Here is a 20,056-nt window from a genome sequence, read left to right on the forward strand (position 1 = left end):
TGAAAGGCTGCTTTCTATAAGGGTAGAGCCTTTCGAGCATTTTCAATATTTAAGGAATCATAAAGGATAGAACTGAATTTGCAGCCAAACGATGATTCCAATAATAACGACTAGGAAAATACTATGTTTGATTGTAAAACGGAACAAATCTGATTCTTTTCCGGCTAGTCCAACAGCTGCACAGGCAACTGCTATTGATTGCGGCGATATCATTTTACCGGTTACTCCCCCGGACGAATTCGCGGCAAGTGCAAGCACAGGGTCCATTCCAATAGAAGTAGCTGTAATCTTGTGCAGATTCCCAAACAGCAAGTTGGCTGATGTATCCGAACCTGTTATAAACACTCCCAGCCAGCCAAGGAATGGTGAGAAGAAAGGGAATAAAACCGATCCAGTTTTGGCCAAAGTCATTCCTAGAGTTGTGGTCATTCCGGATGCATTAGTAATATAGGCAAATCCGACAACAGAAGCAATTGTCAGAATTGGATACTTTAATTCATTTAAAGTTTCACCGAATGTTAGAATCCAGTTTTACCATGAGATTCCAACAATAAATTTAGTAAGAATAGCTGCTATTAAAATGGCCGTTCCTGCTGCCCCGAGAATTTCCAGCTTGTAATCAGCAGCAACTGGGGCCCCTGCAGTATTGATGATTTTATTATTTAAAAACGGCACTTCAGGCATAAATGTCAGCTTGGATCCAATAGCGTTAATGGCTTCAGAAATGTATTTGCACTTTCATAATGCCCAGTAAGTGTCAGCTTTGCAGTTGGGATTCCCCAAATCGAAATGATTGCCGTCAGCACAAGGAATGGAGACCATGCCTTGAAAATTTGCGCACCAGAATTCTTGCTGAACCTGGTACAGTTGTTTTGTTTAGCGATAAAGATAAGGGAAGAACGGTTAGCTTTTTGCCGGCAACATCGATTATGCTGATTCCGAAGAGCAGCCTTGTTCCAAGGATGACGCAGGCTGCAGTGAAAATGCGGGAGATTTATCAAGAAACCGGACATGTGGCGTCCTGCATCAATTTTATTTCTGGCCCAAGTAACTCGGCCGATATTGAGTTGAATCTGGTTGTCGACGTACATGGTCCGATAAAGGCTACTTATATTGTGATTAATGATTTATAATTTTTGATGAGGGGTCGTTCCTTAGATGGATACGGCTCCTTTTTGTTTTCTATGTAAAAGGTGCAAATGTCTATTTGACAAAATAAAATAGCAAACAAAAGGTCAACTCCTTCGATTCGTCCGAAGAGTTGACCTTTTGTATTTTTAGAAAACCCTAAATTTTTGGGGGTTCTAATCTAATTAATAAAAGCAAGATGCGCCAACAATGATTAAAAGAATGAACAATACAACGATTAAAACAAAGCTGCCGCCGCCGTATCCATAGCCGCCATAGCCATATCCACCGTAGAACATTATAATATCCCACCTTTCATTGAAGTTAATAAACGGACTTAGTAATAAAAGCCGCCATAGCCTCCGTATCCGCCGACAAAAGAAGCACCGACGATAATTAAAAGGATAAACAATACCACAATCAGCGCAAAACCTCCGCCGTATCCTGCACCATCAGCCATCCTAATACCTCCCTTACTTTTCGGTAGTAATAAGGTATGTTGAAAATAAAAAAGCGGGAAAGGCTTTCATCCATTTTTTTGAAATTGTTATTAAGAGAGGGAAAGATTGTTTTAGCGAAGTTTATGGTCGTGGTTGTCCATGTTTTGGCAGAAACATGGATCAATATTGGATTAACTGGGGAGTGAATAACGCTTGGGTTTAGAGCCAAGCGTTGATAGGTGTAGTATTAGTTTGCTATACGGTATGCCATTTCAAATGTTTGAAACTTACTGTTAAAGATTTTCTGTATCAATTCTTGGGATTACTGGTTCAAAAGCTGTTGCTGTCCTAGCATTATCATTATGTCGATCGTCGTTTTCGTATCGATCTAATTTACTGTCTCTTTCTAGGTGTTTGGAAGTTTTCTTATTGTCAGCCACCTTATCACCTCCTAGGGATAATATGTCCAACTTTTCCCTTGATAATAAAAATGGTTTGGAGCATATCTTAACTTTTTAACGAGGCGGTGCTGAAATAAAATTATCGATTTACCTTAACTAATGTGTTTTTTTAATTCACCAGTCATGTAGGATTTATTTTTTGCTTTTTGTTTTGCAATTTTATTTTTCATTAACAATAATTTTCCAGTTAACATGGTTGGTAAACTTATACCAAGAAGGATTATTACGATCCCCGCTACCTGTATCGTGCTGACAGTTTCGCTTAGTAATATAACGGACACCATTACCGCAATTGGCAATTCAATAGCACTCAAAATGGATGTCATGCCTAATCCAACTTTAGGAACGGCAATAGTAAATAAAAACACCGGAATAATCATGCCAAATAACCCTAATGCCAAACCATAAATCCAAAGTCCTTCGTTAAACAAAGTACCATTCCAAATAATCTCTGGAGATTGAAATGCAGCAGACATCATAAAAGCAAAGAAAGAAACAAACACCAAACGGCCAGAGGTATTCATCCTTGCGGTTGCCCGGCCGTTTACATATAAAAATAGTGAATAACAAAAGGCTGCCGCTAACCCCCATATCCACCCTTGTAAAGGTATTTTCGTTAAATCAACATCAATTAAACCGGCTGCCGGTATGGTCCCCAAAACCAATAATAGTATTGAAATAAATTCAATTCGAGTAGGTAGTTGACGCTTTGTTATACAGGAAATCAGCATACCGATCCATGTAAATTGAAATAGGAGAACAACAGCCAAAGAAGCTGGTAAATAGTTCAGAGAATGTCCATATACAATATTTGTAAAACCGGTTAAAATGCCTGCAAAGATTAGCATTTTAATACCTTTAAAGCTTATTTTTGTTCTGCTTGTCAGGAAATAAATACTCACAGCAATGCAAAAACCGATAAAGAATTGACTTGTAACAGCTTCCGAGGCTGAGAAACCACTGTTCATTGCCAGTTTTATAATTGTTGAAACTACACCATAACTACTCGCGGCTATTATAACTAAGAGAGGGTACAGATACTTCCTCATATTCTACCTCCTGCAATATTTTTTTATCTTTTTAAGGCAAAAAAATCAAAACTACAATATAAAGCAAAGATTTACTATTTTTGTAATCTATAAGATTACTTTTTAAAAGTATAGTATATAACTAAATAGTTTACAAACGTTTGTTTATTATGGAAACTATTGTTTAAAAAGGTTGAGGTTGTTTTTAACACTTTTTTATAATGCCAAATGGGCATTTGCAGACATTGCTTGGAAGGACGGTTTTATTGCTTATATCTTCCATATAACTTACAATTTCTTCATATACTTATTTTTTTCTTTTTATCTAAAGGAGGAGTTTTGTATGTCAAGAAAGGCTTTTAGTGCATCTGGAGCGGTTGCTGTTGGTCCGTACTCACATGCAATTGAAGCAGGAGATTTAATATTTTTATCTGGGCAAACCCCAGTAGACTCACAGACTGGAAAGCTTGTAGAAGGAGATATTATTGAACAGACAAATCAGTGTTTTAGAAATCTATTCAATGTATTGGAAGCAGCAGGTTTAACTCCAGATCATGTTGAAAAAGTGAATGTCTTCTTAACGGATATGAATAATTTCACAGCAATGAATGAAGTTTATTCTAAACAATTTTCTGAGCCGTATCCAGCTCGTACAACTATAGGTGTGTCAGCCCTGCCTCTTGGTGCACAAATTGAAATCGAGATGATAGCTAGAAGATAAAATTTCTAGAGTTAAAAGTGTGTTATCAAGTGTGTATTTTTTTAAAAATGACCCGTTATTATTCATTTTTGGTTTTCGTGTAGGTATGAGATTTATAGGCGGAGAATTTCCGGCTAATGTATATAGTGGAGGCTTAAGAAGGAGATATAAGCGGAGAAATTCCGGTTAACTACTCCAAAAAAGACAAAATCCAAAGATTAGTATAAAATAACCGGAAAAACTTCCTTTATTTTTAGGGGAATACGGGTATTTCCCAATTTAAGCGGAATTTTTCCGGTTATTTTTCAAACACAGTGAAACCAACATTCAGTTTAATTCAAGAGGTGTACCAGATGTTTATAAGACAACCATTTGACGAATTTTTAGGTTTGAAATACGAAAAGATTGATAATAATTTGCAAATCATATTGCCGGTTCAGGATCTATTCATTAATAGTGCAGGGGTTATACATGGTGGTATCATTTCTTCTTTGGCTGATGTAGCCGTATCAAACTTGATACCAGCAACTGAAGACGGGATACAACAAGCTGTCACCGTTGATTTAAATGTTTCCTTTATGAAACCCGCCACTGGTACATACTTGATGGCAAATGCCAAAATCGAAAAACAGGGGAAAACTTTAATTCACACTGAGTGTTCAATTTATAATGATAAACAAGAAATTGTAGCTAAATCTAGAGCAATCCTATTTCGAACAAACCTAAAATAAGCTTGATGTGGCTAACGGGTCTCCAAAACAATATAGGCTCTTATATAAATTAGAATCATTTAATTATAGTATTTTTGTTACGGCCCGCTTATTGCCGTCCGTTTGAATATCGTCAGCCGGAAAACACTTGGAGGCTTGCAGACGGATTTATCAGGAAGGGTATTGAATGAATTGGGCAATCCTGTTCCCGGCCTATATGTGAGGTATCCGGATTCGGCGGTGGTGGTGTCCACGGCTATCGTGCCCTTGAAGGGACTTTTTTGGGTGGGTGTCTGTTCACTGGCCGTGTTGCGGGAAGATCCATTGCTGCAGAATTGAAATAGATTAATAGAAGGATAGGAACGTCTTTACTGAAAAGTAGAGTCGTTTTTTTGCATGAACAACGAGATGTTCAATTATTTTTCACCAAAAATACTACAAAAGTAATAGCTGCATTAAAAAATTTGTAAAAATGGCTTATAGTTTCTTCTCTAAAAAAGTTATATAACTAAATTAATAAATATTATTGAGGTGAGTCTATTGAATCAAAATACGCATGTTAGATACAAGGGAAAAGATTATGAGATTATCTACAGGTATACTTCCGGTTATTGCGAAATTAAAGAAATAGACTCTTTATATAACGTGGAGCTGGTTCATATAACTGAATTGACGATTGCATGTTAAATTAAAGAAAGCGTTGACAAACTTTAAATCCTCTTATATATTCTTGTTAAGTTAATCAAAGTGTCGGAGAACTGGAGATTCACACAATTGCTATGCTGTAATTGGGTGGGTCTCTTTTTTTATCATTATTGTAAGAATGGAAGTGGTTGTGGTGGCTGTGCAGACAGGTTTTTCTTTTCAATCAACTGATGGCGTGGAAATCTTTGCAAGCAAGTGGGTGAAGGGGAGCGAGGATAAGCCTCGTGCCATTGTGCAGCTGGCACATGGTATGGCCGAGCATATTATGCGTTACAACAGGTTTGCAAGGGAATTGGTTTCCAACAATATATTTGTCTACGGAAACGATCACCGCGGCCATGGCAGAACCGGTAATAAGACAAACAGTATCGGATATTTTGCCAAAGAGCAGGGGTTCGAAAAGGTTGTTCAAGATATGCAAACCCTGACAACCATTATCGAAAAAGAAAATCCTGATGTGCCGATTTTTTTATTCGGGCATAGTATGGGCTCTTTTCTATCAAGACGCTATATTCAAATATTTGGGGATAGACTTGCTGGTGTGATTCTTTCCGGCACAGGCGGTGACCCAGGTCTTCTTGGGAAAATCGGCAAAATGGTTGCTTCTAGGGAGAAAAGGACGAAAGGCGATAGGGCGCCTAGCCCTTTGATGAATAATTTAACCTTCGGAAGCTACAATAAAGCGTTTCGTCCAGCCAGGACTGAGTTTGATTGGTTAAGCAGGGATGAACAGGAGGTTGATCTATATTTGGCTGATCCGTATTGCGGCGGTGTTTTTTCAAGCGGCTTTTTCCATGATCTGCTTCTCGGCTTGGAAACTATCAATAAACCCGAAAACATTAGGTCTGTTCCGTCGTGGCTGCCAATTTTCCTTATTTCCGGAAGTAATGACCCGGTAGGCGCGAATTCAAAAGGTGTCATCAAAACTTATCAAACATATAAACAGGCAGGGATGGCTGATGTAAGCTATAAATTATACGAAGATGCCCGCCATGAACTCCTGAATGAGCTCAATAGGGACGAAGTTTATAAGGATGTTGTGAATTGGATTCATAAACATATTTAAAAAGTCCACCATTTAGTAACGGGTTCCATTCCCTATCGCAAAAAAACCTGAAAATACAGCCGAATATGTAAACAATTTGTACCGTGTTTTGTACTAAAAGAAATGGCTCAGTTTAACTATACTGAGCCATTTCCCATCCTCTAAAACTCAAATTTTACAGGTCTTAAAAATAAATCTTTTAATGTTTCTTCTGCATTTTTATTCTCAAATATGATCTCAAATAACGCATTACAAATTGGGAGTTGAGCGTCATACTGCTTGGATAATTCCATCAATGCCTTTACAGTTGCAACACCTTCTGCTAATTTTCCAAACTCTTTTCCTTCTACTAATGACTGACCGAATTTTCTATTATGACTATGTTCAGAAAATAACGTTGCTTCAAAATCTCCGAGATGACTTAATCCATATACAGTTACATCATTTCCTCCCATTGCTCTAACAAGCCGAGAGATTTCCCTTGTTCCCCTTGCCATAAGTGAACCTTTTAAACTGCTATAATTTAACCCATCTAACATTCCTGCTGCTATACCCATCACATTTTTTGCTGCAGCGCCAATCTCATTCCCAATAAGGTCTTGCCCATAGTAGAACCTAATTAAATCACTATTTAACTCTTGGACAATTTTTTTGGTTACTTCAATATTGTCAGAACCGATCACCATACAGTTTGGTATATTACTCACGAAATCTTGTACGTGCCCAGGTCCAACCCATACTGCAGTATTTACATTTCTTCCAACCTCTTCTCCAAATACTTGGGAAAGTCTTTTTCCACTATTAGCTTCTAACCCCTTCATACATAAAATAAATGTTTTACCTTGTATTGTATTTAATGTACTTAATTGATTTGCAAATGAACGTAATTCTTGTGCACTAATGGAAATAATTATGATTTCTGCAAATGATATTGCTTTTTCTAATGAATTAGTTAGTTCTACATCTTCTGGTAAAGAAAGATAATCATTTCTTCGAGTTTCTTTTAATCCTATAAAATTTCTGGAGCTTTCTCTCCCCCATAACATAACATTGTGTCCAACTTTATTAGCATACCAAGCCAAAAAGGTCCCCCAACGTCCACAACCTAAAACTGAAATATTCAATATTTCACCCTCATTTTTTTAAATTCATCATCTTCTCTTTTAAAATTGCCCTTCTATCTCTTGAAACATCATTACTCTTCATCATCTCAAAGCCCATGCGAATGCAAGATTTGAATCGCCTAGCACTGGCTAAGCAGAGTCTTTTCATCACCTTTGAAAAAATTCGACAAAATTCGTGTTTTTCTCTTGACGATAGTTTGTGAAATATGTAATATTATAAAGGTCGGATTTGTTAATAAATATTTCACACTTTTGATATGCGGGTGTAGTTTAGTGGTAAAACCACAGCCTTCCAAGCTGTTGTTGTGAGTTCGATTCTCATCACCCGCTCCATACATAGTAGCCAACGCAGTGTACCGTTTCGCAAAGAACGTTGCGCTGCGTTTTATTTTTTTCTCAAGAATTCCCAAGAATCCGATAGAAAGCTTCTCCGCCATGGATTTGGACAAACATGTTCATTAAGGACTCCGTCAGCTTTTTGGCGTTTTCCATATCTGTTGATGGTCTTAGGTAAATGATTTGCAAAGCATTTTTAGTTGCAGTGGTGACTGCGCTTCTCTCAGAATCGACAAAAGGACTTCCAAACGGTCCGTTTGCATCAGATGTTAAAATAAGCCGCTCGAGAGAATTGCTTCTGCCGTTTAATCCTATATATTCCTCGCCCGCTCTTCCAATACGAATTTCAACTGGTTCCTCCAATAAATCCCTATCATAAAGACCAATCGGCACTTGATATTGCAGTGAGAAAAAATTATATAAATCAACCGCACTCTGACCGGACGCAAAGTAATTTTGCTTTTTTACTCTCCTGAACAAAGCTTCTGCCGAATGGCGATAACGGTTCGGATCCTTCCCAGTCTTCTTAAAAACATTCCGCCATTCCTGGATTCCGGGAAGGTCAGTGACATTTTTTTCTTCCAACTCAAAGAAAATCGATTCCTGAAAAAGCTGAAGCCGCCCCTTTAACATCTGTGGTGATTCGCCTACTGTTATATTGCTATATTCGATTACCCCGACTTTAAAATTGGGTATCAGTTCTGTTAACTCTGTTGAAACCTGAATTTCCAACGTTTCCACCTCCAAAATTTCCTTAAAATAGTTTATCATAGATAGATGGCTGATAATAATTAAACAACTTTTTTATAGATCAAAACGTGTGAAGGGAGGTTAAACCAATGGACGTTCGAAAATTTAAGCAAGAAGTCATAGCTTACAGCAAAGAAATCGGTATCGATAAAATTGGATTTACTACTGCTGACCCATTCACGGAATTGAAAAACCGATTAATCCGCCAGCAGGAACTGGGCTATCAATCAGGCTTTGAAGAGCCGGATATTGAAAAACGGACCACTCCTGCATTAATTATGGATGGTGCTCAGTCGATTATTTCAATCGCGTTAGCATACCCTTCAAAAATGACAAACCGTGTGGAGAGTAAAAAGGGAGAACGGCGAGGGATTTATGCCCGCGCTTCGTGGGGTCAAGATTATCATCATATTATTAAAGACCGACTTCAGAAGCTTGAGGAGTTTATTTTAATGAAGCTACCGGAAGCGCAGCTGAAATTGATGGTCGATACAGGCGAGCTCTCCGACCGTGCTGTCGCCGAGCGGGCGGGAATTGGCTGGAGCGGAAAAAACTGTGCCATTATTACCCCAGAGTTCGGCTCGTATGTTTATTTAGGCGAAATGATTACGAGTATTCCATTTGAACCGGATTCTCTTGTCGAAGATCAATGCGGTTCCTGCACGAAGTGTTTGGAAGCATGTCCGACGGGAGCATTGATTCAAGGCGGACAGATTAACGCGCAGCGTTGTGTTTCTTTTTTAACGCAGACGAAGGGATTTATTCCTGATGAGTTCCGCGACAAAATCGGCAATCGTATTTACGGTTGCGATTCCTGTCAGACCGCGTGCCCGCATAACAAAGGTAAGAACTTTCATTTTCATGTTGAAATGGAGCCGGACCCAGAGGCGGTTAAACCTTTGTTGAAGCCAATTTTAAAATTAAGCAATCGCGAATTTAAAAATCGCTTTGGCTATCTGGCAGGATCCTGGAGAGGGAAGAAGCCGATTCAACGGAATGCCATGATTGCGCTGGCCCATTTTAAGGATGAGACCGCAGTTGCCAACCTAATTGAGGTTCTAAAAAACGAGGCGAGTTCCGTTGCAAGAGGGACTGCGGCCTGGGCGCTTGGTAAAATTGGCGGGGACGCTGCAGAGGCAGCATTAGTAAAAGCGTTGGATCAGGAAGCAGATATCGAAGTGCGGTGTGAGATTGAAAAAGGGTTGAATATTTTAAAATAAAGGCTCTTTTCTAAAAGATTGTTGCTTCCCGAATATAAAAACTGCTCCAAGTAAGAAGGAATAACTTATTGCCTCGCTGTATGCGACCGAACGCATGAACAAATCAGCGGTTCGGTCGCATATAGCCTTTCTATGAGCCCCAACTATCGAAAAAAGTATGCGGCTAGTCGCAGAGGAGCAAAAACAACAATATGTACCAAAACAGTAACATTAAAAAGAGCGGGACCAAATACCGGTTTCGCTCTTTTTGATGTTAAATCCCGCTTCCTTTCATATGTATGAAAGTGAAAGGAGATGAACAGCCAAATGCGTGATGCCCTTCAGCAGCTTTTTGAGTTTAGGGTTCAGCAATTCGTTGCCAATCCGAACCAACGAAATGCCAAAGACTTTTTTTCAAAAGCCGAGCAGAAACGGGAAACTATTTCGAAAAGGTCAGCGGAAATCGTCAAGGTGAAAGCGTCCGGAAAAATTCTTACCACCGCCGATGAAGACGATTTCCAGCAGGTGAAATACCTTGCCCATTATCAATATTTAATCAAACAAAATGGAAGTCTATATCTAGAGGAAGAGACCGAAGAAAGAATGGCAAAGTTTTATCACGGGGCCTTAATTATGGATGAAGAAATCCACCCGCCATTATACCAGGAGTACCAACACGAAAACCCGCCCCCATCCGAAGCCGAGCCCCCTGAACCCAATGAAGAACGAATCAGCTACCAATACAACCGACTCCAGGCTGTCCAATACGCGGAGCGCTGGTGGAACAGCTACAATCCCTCCTATAAAAAATTTGAAAACGACTGTACCAACTTTATCTCGCAATGCCTACATGCCGGGGAAGCGCCAATGCGGGGCTATCCAAACCGCGGCACAGGCTGGTGGCTGCGAAGCCATAATTGGAGCTACAGCTGGGCAGTGGCCCACTCGCTCAAAATGTATTTCGCGCAATCCAAGCTTGGGTTAAGAGCAAAAGAGGTATCAAGCCCCGACCAATTAACATACGGGGATATCATTTGCTATGATTTTGAAGGGGACGGCCGGTTTAATCACAATACCATCGTCACCGGGAAGGATGCGGACGGGATGCCGCTTGTGAATGCTCACACGTACAACAGCCGGATGCGGTACTGGGCATATGAAGATTCCTCCGCCTATACGCCAAATATTAAGTATAAGTTTTATGCCATCATTGACGGCTAAGGTCTAATTCTTGAAAAAGTGGTATAATACCTTTTAGAGTTTTTTTAAGAGGTGAAATTCATGTCAGTGCACGTTGTCTTATACCAGCCAGAAAACCCATCCAACACCGGGAATATTGCACGTAGCTGTGCTGCCACCAATACTAACTTACACTTAATCGGGCCATTAGGTTTTTCTTTAGAAGACAAAATGCTGAAAAGAGCGGGGCTAGACTATTGGGAATTTGTTAACATGGTTTACTACAATTCTTTAGATGAATTTTATGAAAAAAATGCCGGCGGCGAATTTTATTATGTAACGGAATTCGGAATGAAGCCGCATACAGCCTTTGACTACAGCGACACCACTAAAGATTATTATTTTATTTTTGGCCGCGAAACAACCGGTCTTCCAAAAGAGGTCATTGAAAAAAATAAGGATGCAACCTTAAGGATTCCGATGAATGACAAGGTTCGTTCATTAAATCTGTCTAATACCGCAGCCATCCTCATTTATGAAGCACTGCGCCAGCAAATTTATCCAAACCTTAAATAAAAAAAGACTGCCGGAGCAGTCTTTTTTTATTTATTCGAACCTGGTTTGTCGTTGAATCCCGAAGTAAAGATTGCCGACAAAAATGCGATCATGACTAAAATGATTAGAAAAGTACCCATTATGTATATCCCCCTTCTTTAATCAAGTTTTCATTTTATACACATATAATTATTATAGCCTAACTTCTAAAAATGAAAAGGGCAAGTTTATGAAAAAAAAGAAAAAGAAAAGAGTAATACGTCTTGGTTACGCATGTTCGATTGTTAAGGTGCATAGAGTATATTAATCGTCTCTGATCAACTACAGGGGGAGGGCCTTATGGACATTTTAAAAAAAATCGAGAGGTACCGAGAAGAAGAAGAGAAACTGCGCTGGGAAGGAACGTTTGCTGATTATTTGGAAATGTTAAAGGAAAAGCCATGGGTTGCACAGTCTGCGCATTCTCGAGTTTATAATATGATTAAGGATGCCGGAATTGAAGAAGTAAACGGGGCGAAGAAATATAATTTCTTTAGCAATGAGTTATTCGGTTTGGAAGAAGCCTTAGAGCGATTGGTGGAGGAATACTTCCATCCAGCTGCCAAAAGGCTCGATGTCAGGAAACGGATCTTACTGTTAATGGGACCGGTAAGTGGAGGAAAATCTACTCTTGTAACGATGTTAAAAAGAGGATTAGAAAAATACTCCCATAGCGATCGCGGTTCGGTATTTGCCATTAAAGGCTGCCCGATGCATGAGGATCCGCTCCATTTGATTCCTCATCATCTACGTCAGGATTTCTTTGATGAATATGGAATCAGGATTGAAGGAAATCTATCGCCGCTCAATATGATGCGTTTGGAGCAGGAGTACGGCGGCCGGATTGAAGATGTTCAGGTAGAAAGAATCTTTTTCTCCGAAGATAAGCGAACCGGGATTGGAACCTTCAGTCCATCTGATCCAAAGTCTCAGGATATTGCCGACTTAACAGGAAGCATCGATTTTTCAACAATCGCTGAATTTGGTTCAGAGTCTGACCCGCGTGCTTACCGTTTTGACGGGGAATTAAATAAGGCTAACCGCGGGATGATGGAATTCCAGGAAATGCTGAAATGTGATGAGAAATTCCTCTGGCATTTATTATCGTTAACCCAGGAGGGGAATTTCAAAGCGGGAAGATTTGCGCTCATCAGTGCCGATGAGCTTATTGTCGCCCATACCAACGAAACCGAATACCGCTCCTTCATCTCCAACAAGAAAAACGAGGCCTTGCATTCACGGATTATCGTCATGCCAATTCCGTATAACTTAAAGGCTTCCCAGGAAGAGCGTATTTATGAAAAAATGATCCGCGAAAGTGATGTTTCCGATGTTCATATTGCACCGCATACGTTAAAGGTAGCATCCATGTTTACGATTCTTACCCGACTAAAGGAACCGAAAAAAGGCGATATTGATCTCATTAAGAAAATGCGCCTTTACGACGGCCAAAGTGTCGAAGGCTTTAATTCCGCCGATGTGGATGAACTTAAGAAGGAATATCCGGATGAAGGAATGAGCGGAATTGACCCACGTTACGTCATCAACCGAATTTCCTCCACCATTATAAGAAAAGAAGTGCCGTCAATAAATGCCTTGGATGTGTTAAGGTCATTGAAGGATGGTCTGGATCAGCATCCGTCGATTACCGCAGAACTGCGCGAGCGCTATATGAATTATATCTCTTTAGCACGTAAAGAGTATGATAATATTGCGAAGAAGGAAGTTCAAAAAGCATTCGTTTATTCTTATGAAGAGTCTGCGAAAACGCTGATGGATAATTATCTCGACAACGTCGAGGCTTATTGCAACAAAGCCAAGCTGCGCGATCCATTAACCGGGGAAGAAATCAATCCGGATGAAAAGCTGATGCGTTCGATTGAAGAACAAATTGGCATTTCGGAGAATGCAAAGAAGGCCTTCCGTGAGGAAATCTTAATTCGTATTTCTGCTTTTGCAAGGAAGGGGAAACGGTTCGATTATAATTCCCATGACCGTCTCCGTGAAGCGATCCAGAAGAAGCTGTTTGCCGACCTGAAGGATGTCGTGAAGATTACGACTTCAACCAAAACGCCGGATGAGCAGCAGTTGAAGAAAATTAACGAGGTTGTTGCCCGCTTAATTGATGAGCATGGCTACAATTCAACATCCGCAAATGAACTATTACGGTATGTCGGCAGTTTGTTAAATAGGTAGGGGTAAAAGACTGGTGGATGTTATTCTGCCAGTCTGTTTTTTTCACTTAATTTTGAAAATTGTCCAGCTACAGCGCCTAGGGGCTCGTCCATTTTCATAGGCGAATGAACCAATTGTCAAAATAATTTGTAAATTATTCTCCTTTTCTGCATAGGATAAAGTAATCCATACTTCACTTCATTTTTCCATTCGCGTTATTGTATGTTTTTTGATAAAAATGTGTGATTATTTGAAAGATTTCATTAAGGAGGGGTTTTCAATGTCAGTCAATAACCATCAATTTGTGATTTCGAAAGAAGATTGGTCCCTCCACCGTAAAGGCCACGATGACCAGCAGCGCCATCAAGAAAAAGTCCAAGAGGCTATTCGCAATAATTTACCAGATCTAATTACAGAAGAGAGTATTATCATGTCTAACGGTCGAGATGTGGTAAAAATTCCGATACGTTCTTTGGACGAATATAAAATTCGATATAATTATGATAAAAACAAACACGTGGGCCAAGGTGACGGTGAGAGTCAAGTAGGGGATGTTGTAGCGCGTGACGGATCAAACAGCGGCCAAAAAGGTCCAGGCAAAGGGCAGGGCGCCGGGGACCAAGCGGGAGAGGACTATTTCGAGGCGGAGGTTTCTCTAATGGAGCTTGAAGAAGCCCTTTTCAAGCAATTGGAGCTGCCAAATTTAAAGAAAAAAGAAGACCAGGAAAATCTCGTTGAAAACATTGAATTCAACGATATCCGAAAAACAGGGCTGATGGGCAATATCGATAAAAAGCGGACGATGATGACTGCTTTTAAGAGAAATGCGATGAGCGGGAAACCGGCATTCCATCCTATTTACAAGGAAGATCTGAAATTTAAAACTTGGAATGAAGTGGTGAAGCCGGATTCTAAGGCTGTGGTGCTAGCGATGATGGATACAAGCGGTTCGATGGGAATATGGGAAAAGTATATGGCACGAAGTTTCTTCTTCTGGATGACCCGTTTCTTACGGACAAAATATGAAACGGTTGAAATTGAATTTATTGCCCACCATACCGAGGCGAAGGTAGTATCTGAGGAAGACTTTTTCTCAAAAGGGGAAAGCGGCGGTACAATCTGCTCCTCTGCATACAGGAAAGCTCTTGAGATTATTGAAACGAAATACAATCCACGGAAATATAATATTTATCCATTCCACTTTTCAGACGGAGATAATCTCACATCAGATAATGCGCGCTGCGTAAAGCTGGTGGAGGAATTAATGAAAGTATCCAATATGTTTGGCTATGGAGAAGTTAATCAATACAACCGTCACTCTACTCTAATGTCCGCCTACAAAAACATCAAAGATGAGCATTTCCGCCACTATATCCTCAAGCAGAAAGCAGACGTATTCCACGCGATGAAAAGTTTCTTCCAAAAAGAGGAGAATGAAGTATTTGCATAACAAAAGGCAGGTGCCAGACACCTGCCTTTTTTCGTGCAATGAGATGTTGTGGGTTTTTGAATTATCTAAACAATTGAAATTTTTCTTTGAATTTTGACGAATTTGTGATAGTGTAATCTTAAATAAAGTATTTCCTGCAACAAATAATATAAATGAAGGATTACCTTCATTCCCCAGTGAGGTGATGGAATGGACTCACAATCATTTCAACAAAGGCTTAAAGAAAAATTCCCTGATTTGTCGACAGGTCAAAAAAAAGTGGCTAACTACCTGATTGAACATCTTAACCAAGCTGCCTTTAAAACGGCCTTTCAAATCGGCCGTCAAGCAGCAGTGAGTGAAACCACAGTGATTCGCCTTTCGTATGCATTGGGCTTTGAAAGCTTTAGTGAGATGCAGGCTGTCATTCAAGAAGAGCTGCTCCGCGAAAATCAAGCTGCCATTGGCGAGCAGACCATTATGCCGATTGGCTCTAGCGACCCTTTTAAGAGAGTCATCTTAAACGAGATTCAGATTTTAAAACAATTGATTAATAGAAGAAATGTCCAGGAGATTTGGAAAGCGGTTGATGCGCTTATAAAGGCAGATCAAGTGTTAATCGCCGGACATATGCTTTCCCATGCTGCGGCCTATTGGTTTTCCTATATGCTTGGTTCAATTAGAGACCATGTAAACTTATGCTCCCCAACAGGGGATTTTATCGAGAAATTATCTAATCTGACCAAAGATTCTGTTGTTGTCGTATTTTCCTTCTCAAGGTATTCCACTCAAACCATAAAGCTGGCTGAGTATGTGGCGGAAAATGGAATATGCTTAATTACGGTGACAGACCGGATGCTTTCCCCAGTTGGGAGAATTTCCGATATTGTCTTGACCACTGAAGAAAATGTCCAGACGGGAAGCAATTCGATTGCATCGGTCATTAGCTTAGTTGATTTAATTATTGAAGGCATTCATGAAAAAGACCAGGAGCGGATTCGGGCCCATCAGCAAAAATTAGAAGAAATGTATTCAAATTTTAATGTTTTTAGTGAATAATTCACGAGCAGAAACAGAAATGAGATGTTGATCATGAATCCAATTGATTATATTGAGCAGAACAAAGAATTACTAGTTCAAACCTATCACGATTTACATATAGTGGCGGAGCCGAGCTGGGAAGAGAAAAAAACATCACAATATTTAGTGAACCGCCTGAAAAATGCAGGCCTTCTCGTCAAGACGTTTCCCACCCATTACGGAATTGTCGCCGAGATTCCCGGACAATCGGACGAGATAATCGCTTTAAGAGCAGACCTGGACGCGCTTCTGCAGGAAGTGGATGGTGTGGTAAAGGCCAATCATTCATGCGGACATGATGCCCACAGTACGATGGCTCTTTATTCGGCCTTGGCTCTAGCTGCGAGTGGCATGAAACCGAAGCATACGCTAAGATTTATTTTTCAGCCTGCTGAAGAAAAAGGCGAAGGTGCCCTTCAGATGATGGAGGACGGTGCACTAGAACAGGTTAAATTGTTGTTTGGCGTTCACCTGCGCCCGCAATTTGAGGTTCCTTATTCGCATGCATCACCTGTGATTATCCACGGTTCTGCGGGGACAGTGAAAGGGACGATTAAAGGCAGACAAGCCCATGCGGCACGTCCGCAAGACGGGATCAATGTCATTGAAGCGGCGGCGCTGATTGTACAGAAGCTTAAGGGGATTAAGATTGAAACAAAGCTGCCTTATTCCATCAAAATGACCCAGCTGTCCACTGATAACGAATCATCTAATGTTATTCCGGAAACGGCGGGCTTTACCATTGATGCCAGAGCCCAGTCCAATGAGGTTATGGATATCCTAACACAACGGACTCATGAAATCATGGAGCAAGTAATGGAGGAAACAGGTGCTTTTGTTCAGTGGAAGATGGAAGAGTATGTTCCTGCAGCTGTTAAGAATGAACAAGCTATGAAATTTGCTGAAAACGCTATCAAAGATATTCTTGGGGAACATCAGGTGGTGCCTGTCTGTGTTTCTCAAGGGGGTGAGGACTTCCATTTTTACACAGTGAAAAATCCAGGGCTTCCTGCTACAATGATTGGATTGGGCTGTGGCCTTGCTCCCGGCCTGCATCATCCAAAGATGACTTTTCAATTAGATGCACTGCATTATGGCGCGAAAATCTTAACAAGAACCATAATGCTTGCTTTAGAAGAATACTAAAAAAAGAGGTGTTTTATGCAAAATACTGCTCGTAAAGTAGATGCTGTTGTTCAAGCTTCCCCCCAAGGAAAAGAACATTTAGAACGTAAGCTCAAAACCAGACATTTAACGATGATCGCCATCGGCGGTACGATTGGTACTGGTCTGTTCCTGGCAAGTGGTGCAACCATACATGATGCCGGTCCTGGCGGTGCGCTTGCAGCCTATATGATCGCGGGAATTATGGTTTATTTTCTAATGACCAGCTTGGCTGAAATGGCAGCCCTTATTCCGATTTCCGGATCGTTTTCGACCTATTCAGCAAGGTTTGTGGACCCTGCTCTTGGCTTTGCGGTCGGCTGGAACTATTGGTACAATAACGCAATCATTCTGGCCTTGGAATTATCTGCGTCTGCATTAATCATGAAATACTGGTTTCCTAATACACCGGGAATCGTATGGAGTGCAAGTTTTCTAGCTATTATTTTTGCCTTAAATATTTTATCTGTTAAAGGATATGGAGAAGCAGAATTCTGGTTTTCACTAATCAAGGTTGTCACGATTATTGTTTTCATCGCCATTGGTTTATTAATGATTTTTGGAATCATGAGCGGTCATACTGGCGGATTTGAAAACTTCACAAAAGGGGAAGCACCATTTAAAGGCGGCCTGTTTGCCATCTTCAGTGTTTTCATGGTAGTCGGATTTGCCTTCCAAGGAACGGAAATGGTCGGTGTTGCTGCGGGTGAAAGTGAAAATCCTGAAAGGGATATGCCGCGTTCCATCAAACAAATCTTTTGGCGGATTCTTTTGTTCTATGTTCTCGCGATTTTTGTTATTGGTGCATTAATCAGTTACAAAGATCCAAATTTATTAGGCGGCGATTTGGAAAATATTGCAGTCAGTCCGTTTACACTTGTGTTTAAACACGCAGGATTTGCATTTGCCGCTGCGGCTATGAATGCTGTTATTCTAACTTCAGTTTTATCGGCAGGGAATTCCTCTTTATATGTAGGCTCTCGTGTCCTTTGGACGCTTGCTGAGGAAGGCAAAGCACCAAAATTTTTGAAAAAAGTGAGCAAAGGCGGCGTACCGGTTAACGCCATTTATTTAACTACGTTAGTCGGAATGTTATGCTTCCTTACGTCCCTGTTTGGCGACGGAACGGTTTATAATTGGTTATTAAATGCTGCAGGTTTGGCAGGATATCTTTCATGGTTAGCTATTTCCATAACTCACTACCGGTTTAGAAAAGCTTATAAAGCCCAAGGCAGAGCTATGAAAGACTTGCCTTATGTCGCCAAATGGTTCCCATTAGGTCCAATTTTGGCTACAGCATTATGTTTAGTCGCGATGCTCGGCACCAACTATGGAGCCTTTATTGGCGACAAGATTGACTGGTATGGAATTGCTGTTTCCTACATTGGATTGCCATTATTTATCCTGGGTTATTTAAGTTATAAAATCACGAAGAAATCGAAAATGGTTCCACTTCAAGAGTGTGATTTCAGCCACGAATAAATTTGCCTGCCAAACCGCCGGAATCCGGCGGTTTGGTTTTTTGAAAAATTATGAAATAATGAAGGATATACATATCAATGGAGGAGGGGCACTAGGTGAAAATAAAACAAGTAATCTTGCGTTATTTAAAGATGGATCTGCTTTACCCATTTGTAACAAGTTTCGGGGCAGAGTATGATAAAGATTTTATCCTTGTTGAGATCATGAATGAGGATGGGCTTGTTGGCTGGGCTGAGAATGTGGCTATGCCGACTCCTTATTATAATGAAGAAACAGTCAAAACCAACTGGCACATGCTGGAGGATTTTCTGATTCCGATTTTATTAAATAGTGAAATTCACCATCCAGATGAACTTGCTGAGAAATTTGCTCATATTCGCGGCAACTATATGGCGAAGGCATGCCTGGATATGGCTGTTTGGGATTTATACGCTAGAGAGCAAAATGCATCGCTGGCAAGTGTGCTCGGAGGAACGAAAAAAACAATCGATGTGGGCGTGAGTATCGGCATCAAGGATTCCATTGAGGCAACATTGGATGTCATTGAACAGCGCCGTGCGGAAGGCTATAAACGCTTTAAGTTAAAAATTAAGCCGGGCTGGGATGTTGAATTAATTGATAAGGTTCGTAAAGTTTTCCCGGAGATCCCGCTCATGGCGGACGCGAATTCCGCTTACACATTAGCGGATATGAATTTACTAAAAGCTCTGGATGACTATAATCTTATGATGATTGAGCAGCCTTTGGCGTACAATGATATTATTGACCATGCTGAATTGCAGGCTAACTTAAAAACGCCAATTTGCCTTGATGAAAGCATTCATTCGCTTGAGGATACAAAGAAGGCTTTGAAATTGGGAAGCTGTAAAATTATTAATGTAAAGGTCGGCCGTGTCGGCGGTTTAACGGAGGCTAAGAAAATCCATGACTACTGCCTGGAGCGCAATGTCCAGCTTTGGTGCGGCGGTATGCTCGAGGCAGGTGTCGGCAGGGCCCACAATATCGCCATGACCGCCATGCCTGGATTTACCCTTCCTGGGGATACAGCCGGTTCGTCCCTTTACTGGGCAGAAGATATCATTGAGCCGGAGGTCATTGCTGAAAATGGAACGATCACCGTTCCAACTACACCTGGAATGGGATATGAAGTTAGCATGGATAAAGTTAAAAAATATACTTTATATAGCAAGACATATCGCTGATAGAAATCGACAGGTTTGGGCCTGGCGACTCAGATTGTCGAGATTTTTCTCGGCAATTTTTTATTTTGTCTAACCTAAAGGAGTTAGGGTTTGGCGAGTAAAATCTTGATTTGGGCGAGTAAATT

Annotated in this window: 19 protein-coding genes, 1 tRNA gene and 3 pseudogenes; 16 read left to right on the top strand and 7 right to left on the bottom strand. The window is 40.5% G+C overall.

The features are described 5' to 3' along the window. Positions 1-49: 49 nt before the first annotated feature. Positions 50-842: pseudogene (locus KHB02_RS10225) on the bottom strand (L-lactate permease); the annotation flags it as partial. A 6-nt stretch (positions 843-848) separates the two neighbouring features. Here KHB02_RS10225 and KHB02_RS10230 point away from each other — a divergent pair. Next, positions 849-1,133, top strand: a pseudogene (locus KHB02_RS10230) (LutC/YkgG family protein); the annotation flags it as partial. 180 nt (positions 1,134-1,313) lie between these two features. On the opposite strand, the gene KHB02_RS10235 reads toward KHB02_RS10230, so the two are convergent. Continuing rightward, positions 1,314-1,427, bottom strand: a complete 114-nt coding sequence (locus KHB02_RS10235) for a YjcZ family sporulation protein (protein ID WP_213141187.1) — start codon at positions 1,425-1,427, stop codon at positions 1,314-1,316. 38 nt (positions 1,428-1,465) lie between these two features. After that, positions 1,466-1,588, bottom strand: coding sequence for a YjcZ family sporulation protein (locus tag KHB02_RS10240; protein WP_213141186.1), 123 nt, complete (start codon positions 1,586-1,588; stop codon positions 1,466-1,468). Between the two features lie 36 nt (positions 1,589-1,624). On the opposite strand from KHB02_RS10240, the gene KHB02_RS10245 reads away from it, so the two are divergent. Further along, on the top strand, positions 1,625-1,774 hold the full coding sequence (locus tag KHB02_RS10245; protein ID WP_241113799.1) for a hypothetical protein: 150 nt from the start codon (positions 1,625-1,627) through the stop codon (positions 1,772-1,774). 87 nt (positions 1,775-1,861) lie between these two features. Here KHB02_RS10245 and KHB02_RS10250 read toward each other — a convergent pair whose 3' ends face one another. Both KHB02_RS10250 and KHB02_RS10255 read right to left on the bottom strand, forming a co-directional pair. Then, positions 1,862-2,008 carry a hypothetical protein gene (locus tag KHB02_RS10250; protein WP_213141185.1) on the bottom strand — a complete coding sequence of 49 codons (147 nt, stop codon included), beginning with the start codon at positions 2,006-2,008 and terminating at the stop codon, positions 1,862-1,864. Positions 2,009-2,121: 113 nt separating this feature from the next. Next, positions 2,122-3,078, bottom strand: a complete 957-nt coding sequence (locus tag KHB02_RS10255; RefSeq protein WP_213141184.1) for an EamA family transporter — start codon at positions 3,076-3,078, stop codon at positions 2,122-2,124. Positions 3,079-3,400: 322 nt separating this feature from the next. Here KHB02_RS10255 and KHB02_RS10260 point away from each other — a divergent pair, with 322 nt between their 5' ends. The 4 genes and pseudogenes from KHB02_RS10260 (at position 3,401) to KHB02_RS10275 (ending at position 6,238) form a co-directional block, all read left to right on the top strand. Further along, positions 3,401-3,778 (top strand): RidA family protein, encoded by a 378-nt coding sequence (locus tag KHB02_RS10260; protein ID WP_213141183.1) that lies wholly within the window; start codon positions 3,401-3,403, stop codon positions 3,776-3,778. Between the two features lie 332 nt (positions 3,779-4,110). Next, positions 4,111-4,488, top strand: a complete 378-nt coding sequence (locus tag KHB02_RS10265; protein ID WP_213141182.1) for a PaaI family thioesterase — start codon at positions 4,111-4,113, stop codon at positions 4,486-4,488. Between the two features lie 81 nt (positions 4,489-4,569). Then, a pseudogene (locus KHB02_RS10270) lies at positions 4,570-4,811 on the top strand (FAD-binding protein); the annotation flags it as partial. 494 nt (positions 4,812-5,305) lie between these two features. Next, on the top strand, positions 5,306-6,238 hold the full coding sequence (locus KHB02_RS10275; RefSeq protein ID WP_241113800.1) for an alpha/beta hydrolase: 933 nt from the start codon (positions 5,306-5,308) through the stop codon (positions 6,236-6,238). A 140-nt stretch (positions 6,239-6,378) separates the two neighbouring features. On the opposite strand, the gene KHB02_RS10280 is transcribed toward KHB02_RS10275, so the two are convergent. Beyond that, on the bottom strand, positions 6,379-7,341 hold the full coding sequence (locus KHB02_RS10280; protein ID WP_213141180.1) for an NAD(P)H-dependent glycerol-3-phosphate dehydrogenase: 963 nt from the start codon (positions 7,339-7,341) through the stop codon (positions 6,379-6,381). Positions 7,342-7,600: 259 nt separating this feature from the next. Here KHB02_RS10280 and KHB02_RS10285 point away from each other — a divergent pair. Then, positions 7,601-7,674: transfer RNA gene (locus KHB02_RS10285), tRNA-Gly, on the top strand. A gap of 63 nt (positions 7,675-7,737) precedes the next feature. Here KHB02_RS10285 and KHB02_RS10290 read toward each other — a convergent pair. Further along, complete coding sequence (locus tag KHB02_RS10290; protein WP_213141179.1) at positions 7,738-8,409, bottom strand: B3/B4 domain-containing protein; 672 nt, start codon at positions 8,407-8,409, stop codon at positions 7,738-7,740. A gap of 107 nt (positions 8,410-8,516) precedes the next feature. On the opposite strand from KHB02_RS10290, the gene queG reads away from it, so the two are divergent. The 9 genes from queG to menC all read left to right on the top strand — a co-directional run bounded on the left by queG (position 8,517) and on the right by menC (position 19,931). Next, positions 8,517-9,647, top strand: coding sequence for a tRNA epoxyqueuosine(34) reductase QueG (queG, locus tag KHB02_RS10295; RefSeq protein WP_213141178.1), 1,131 nt, complete (start codon positions 8,517-8,519; stop codon positions 9,645-9,647). 306 nt (positions 9,648-9,953) lie between these two features. Beyond that, positions 9,954-10,847 (top strand): amidase domain-containing protein, encoded by an 894-nt coding sequence (locus tag KHB02_RS10300; RefSeq protein WP_213141177.1) that lies wholly within the window; start codon positions 9,954-9,956, stop codon positions 10,845-10,847. Positions 10,848-10,907: 60 nt separating this feature from the next. Then, complete coding sequence (trmL, locus tag KHB02_RS10305) at positions 10,908-11,381, top strand: tRNA (uridine(34)/cytosine(34)/5-carboxymethylaminomethyluridine(34)-2'-O)-methyltransferase TrmL (protein ID WP_213141176.1); 474 nt, start codon at positions 10,908-10,910, stop codon at positions 11,379-11,381. A 318-nt stretch (positions 11,382-11,699) separates the two neighbouring features. Beyond that, the gene (locus KHB02_RS10310; RefSeq protein WP_213141175.1) at positions 11,700-13,595 is read left to right on the top strand and encodes a PrkA family serine protein kinase; all 1,896 of its coding nucleotides are present in this window, start codon (positions 11,700-11,702) and stop codon (positions 13,593-13,595) included. Positions 13,596-13,854: 259 nt separating this feature from the next. Further along, positions 13,855-15,024 (top strand): sporulation protein YhbH, encoded by a 1,170-nt coding sequence (gene yhbH / locus KHB02_RS10315; protein ID WP_213141174.1) that lies wholly within the window; start codon positions 13,855-13,857, stop codon positions 15,022-15,024. A 189-nt stretch (positions 15,025-15,213) separates the two neighbouring features. Further along, a complete protein-coding gene (locus KHB02_RS10320) occupies positions 15,214-16,062 on the top strand; it encodes a MurR/RpiR family transcriptional regulator (RefSeq protein WP_213141173.1) in 849 nt (282 codons plus the stop codon). Between the two features lie 33 nt (positions 16,063-16,095). Beyond that, positions 16,096-17,229: an amidohydrolase gene (locus KHB02_RS10325; RefSeq protein ID WP_213141172.1), complete on the top strand. Its 1,134-nt coding sequence runs from the start codon at positions 16,096-16,098 to the stop codon at positions 17,227-17,229. A 15-nt stretch (positions 17,230-17,244) separates the two neighbouring features. Then, positions 17,245-18,729 carry an amino acid permease gene (locus KHB02_RS10330; protein WP_213141171.1) on the top strand — a complete coding sequence of 495 codons (1,485 nt, stop codon included), beginning with the start codon at positions 17,245-17,247 and terminating at the stop codon, positions 18,727-18,729. 95 nt (positions 18,730-18,824) lie between these two features. Further along, positions 18,825-19,931 carry an o-succinylbenzoate synthase gene (menC, locus tag KHB02_RS10335; RefSeq protein WP_213141170.1) on the top strand — a complete coding sequence of 369 codons (1,107 nt, stop codon included), beginning with the start codon at positions 18,825-18,827 and terminating at the stop codon, positions 19,929-19,931. The last annotated feature ends 125 nt before the right edge of the window (positions 19,932-20,056 follow it).

It is taken from the genome of Neobacillus citreus, assembly GCF_018343545.2.
Classification (GTDB): domain Bacteria; phylum Bacillota; class Bacilli; order Bacillales; family Cytobacillaceae; genus Neobacillus; species Neobacillus citreus.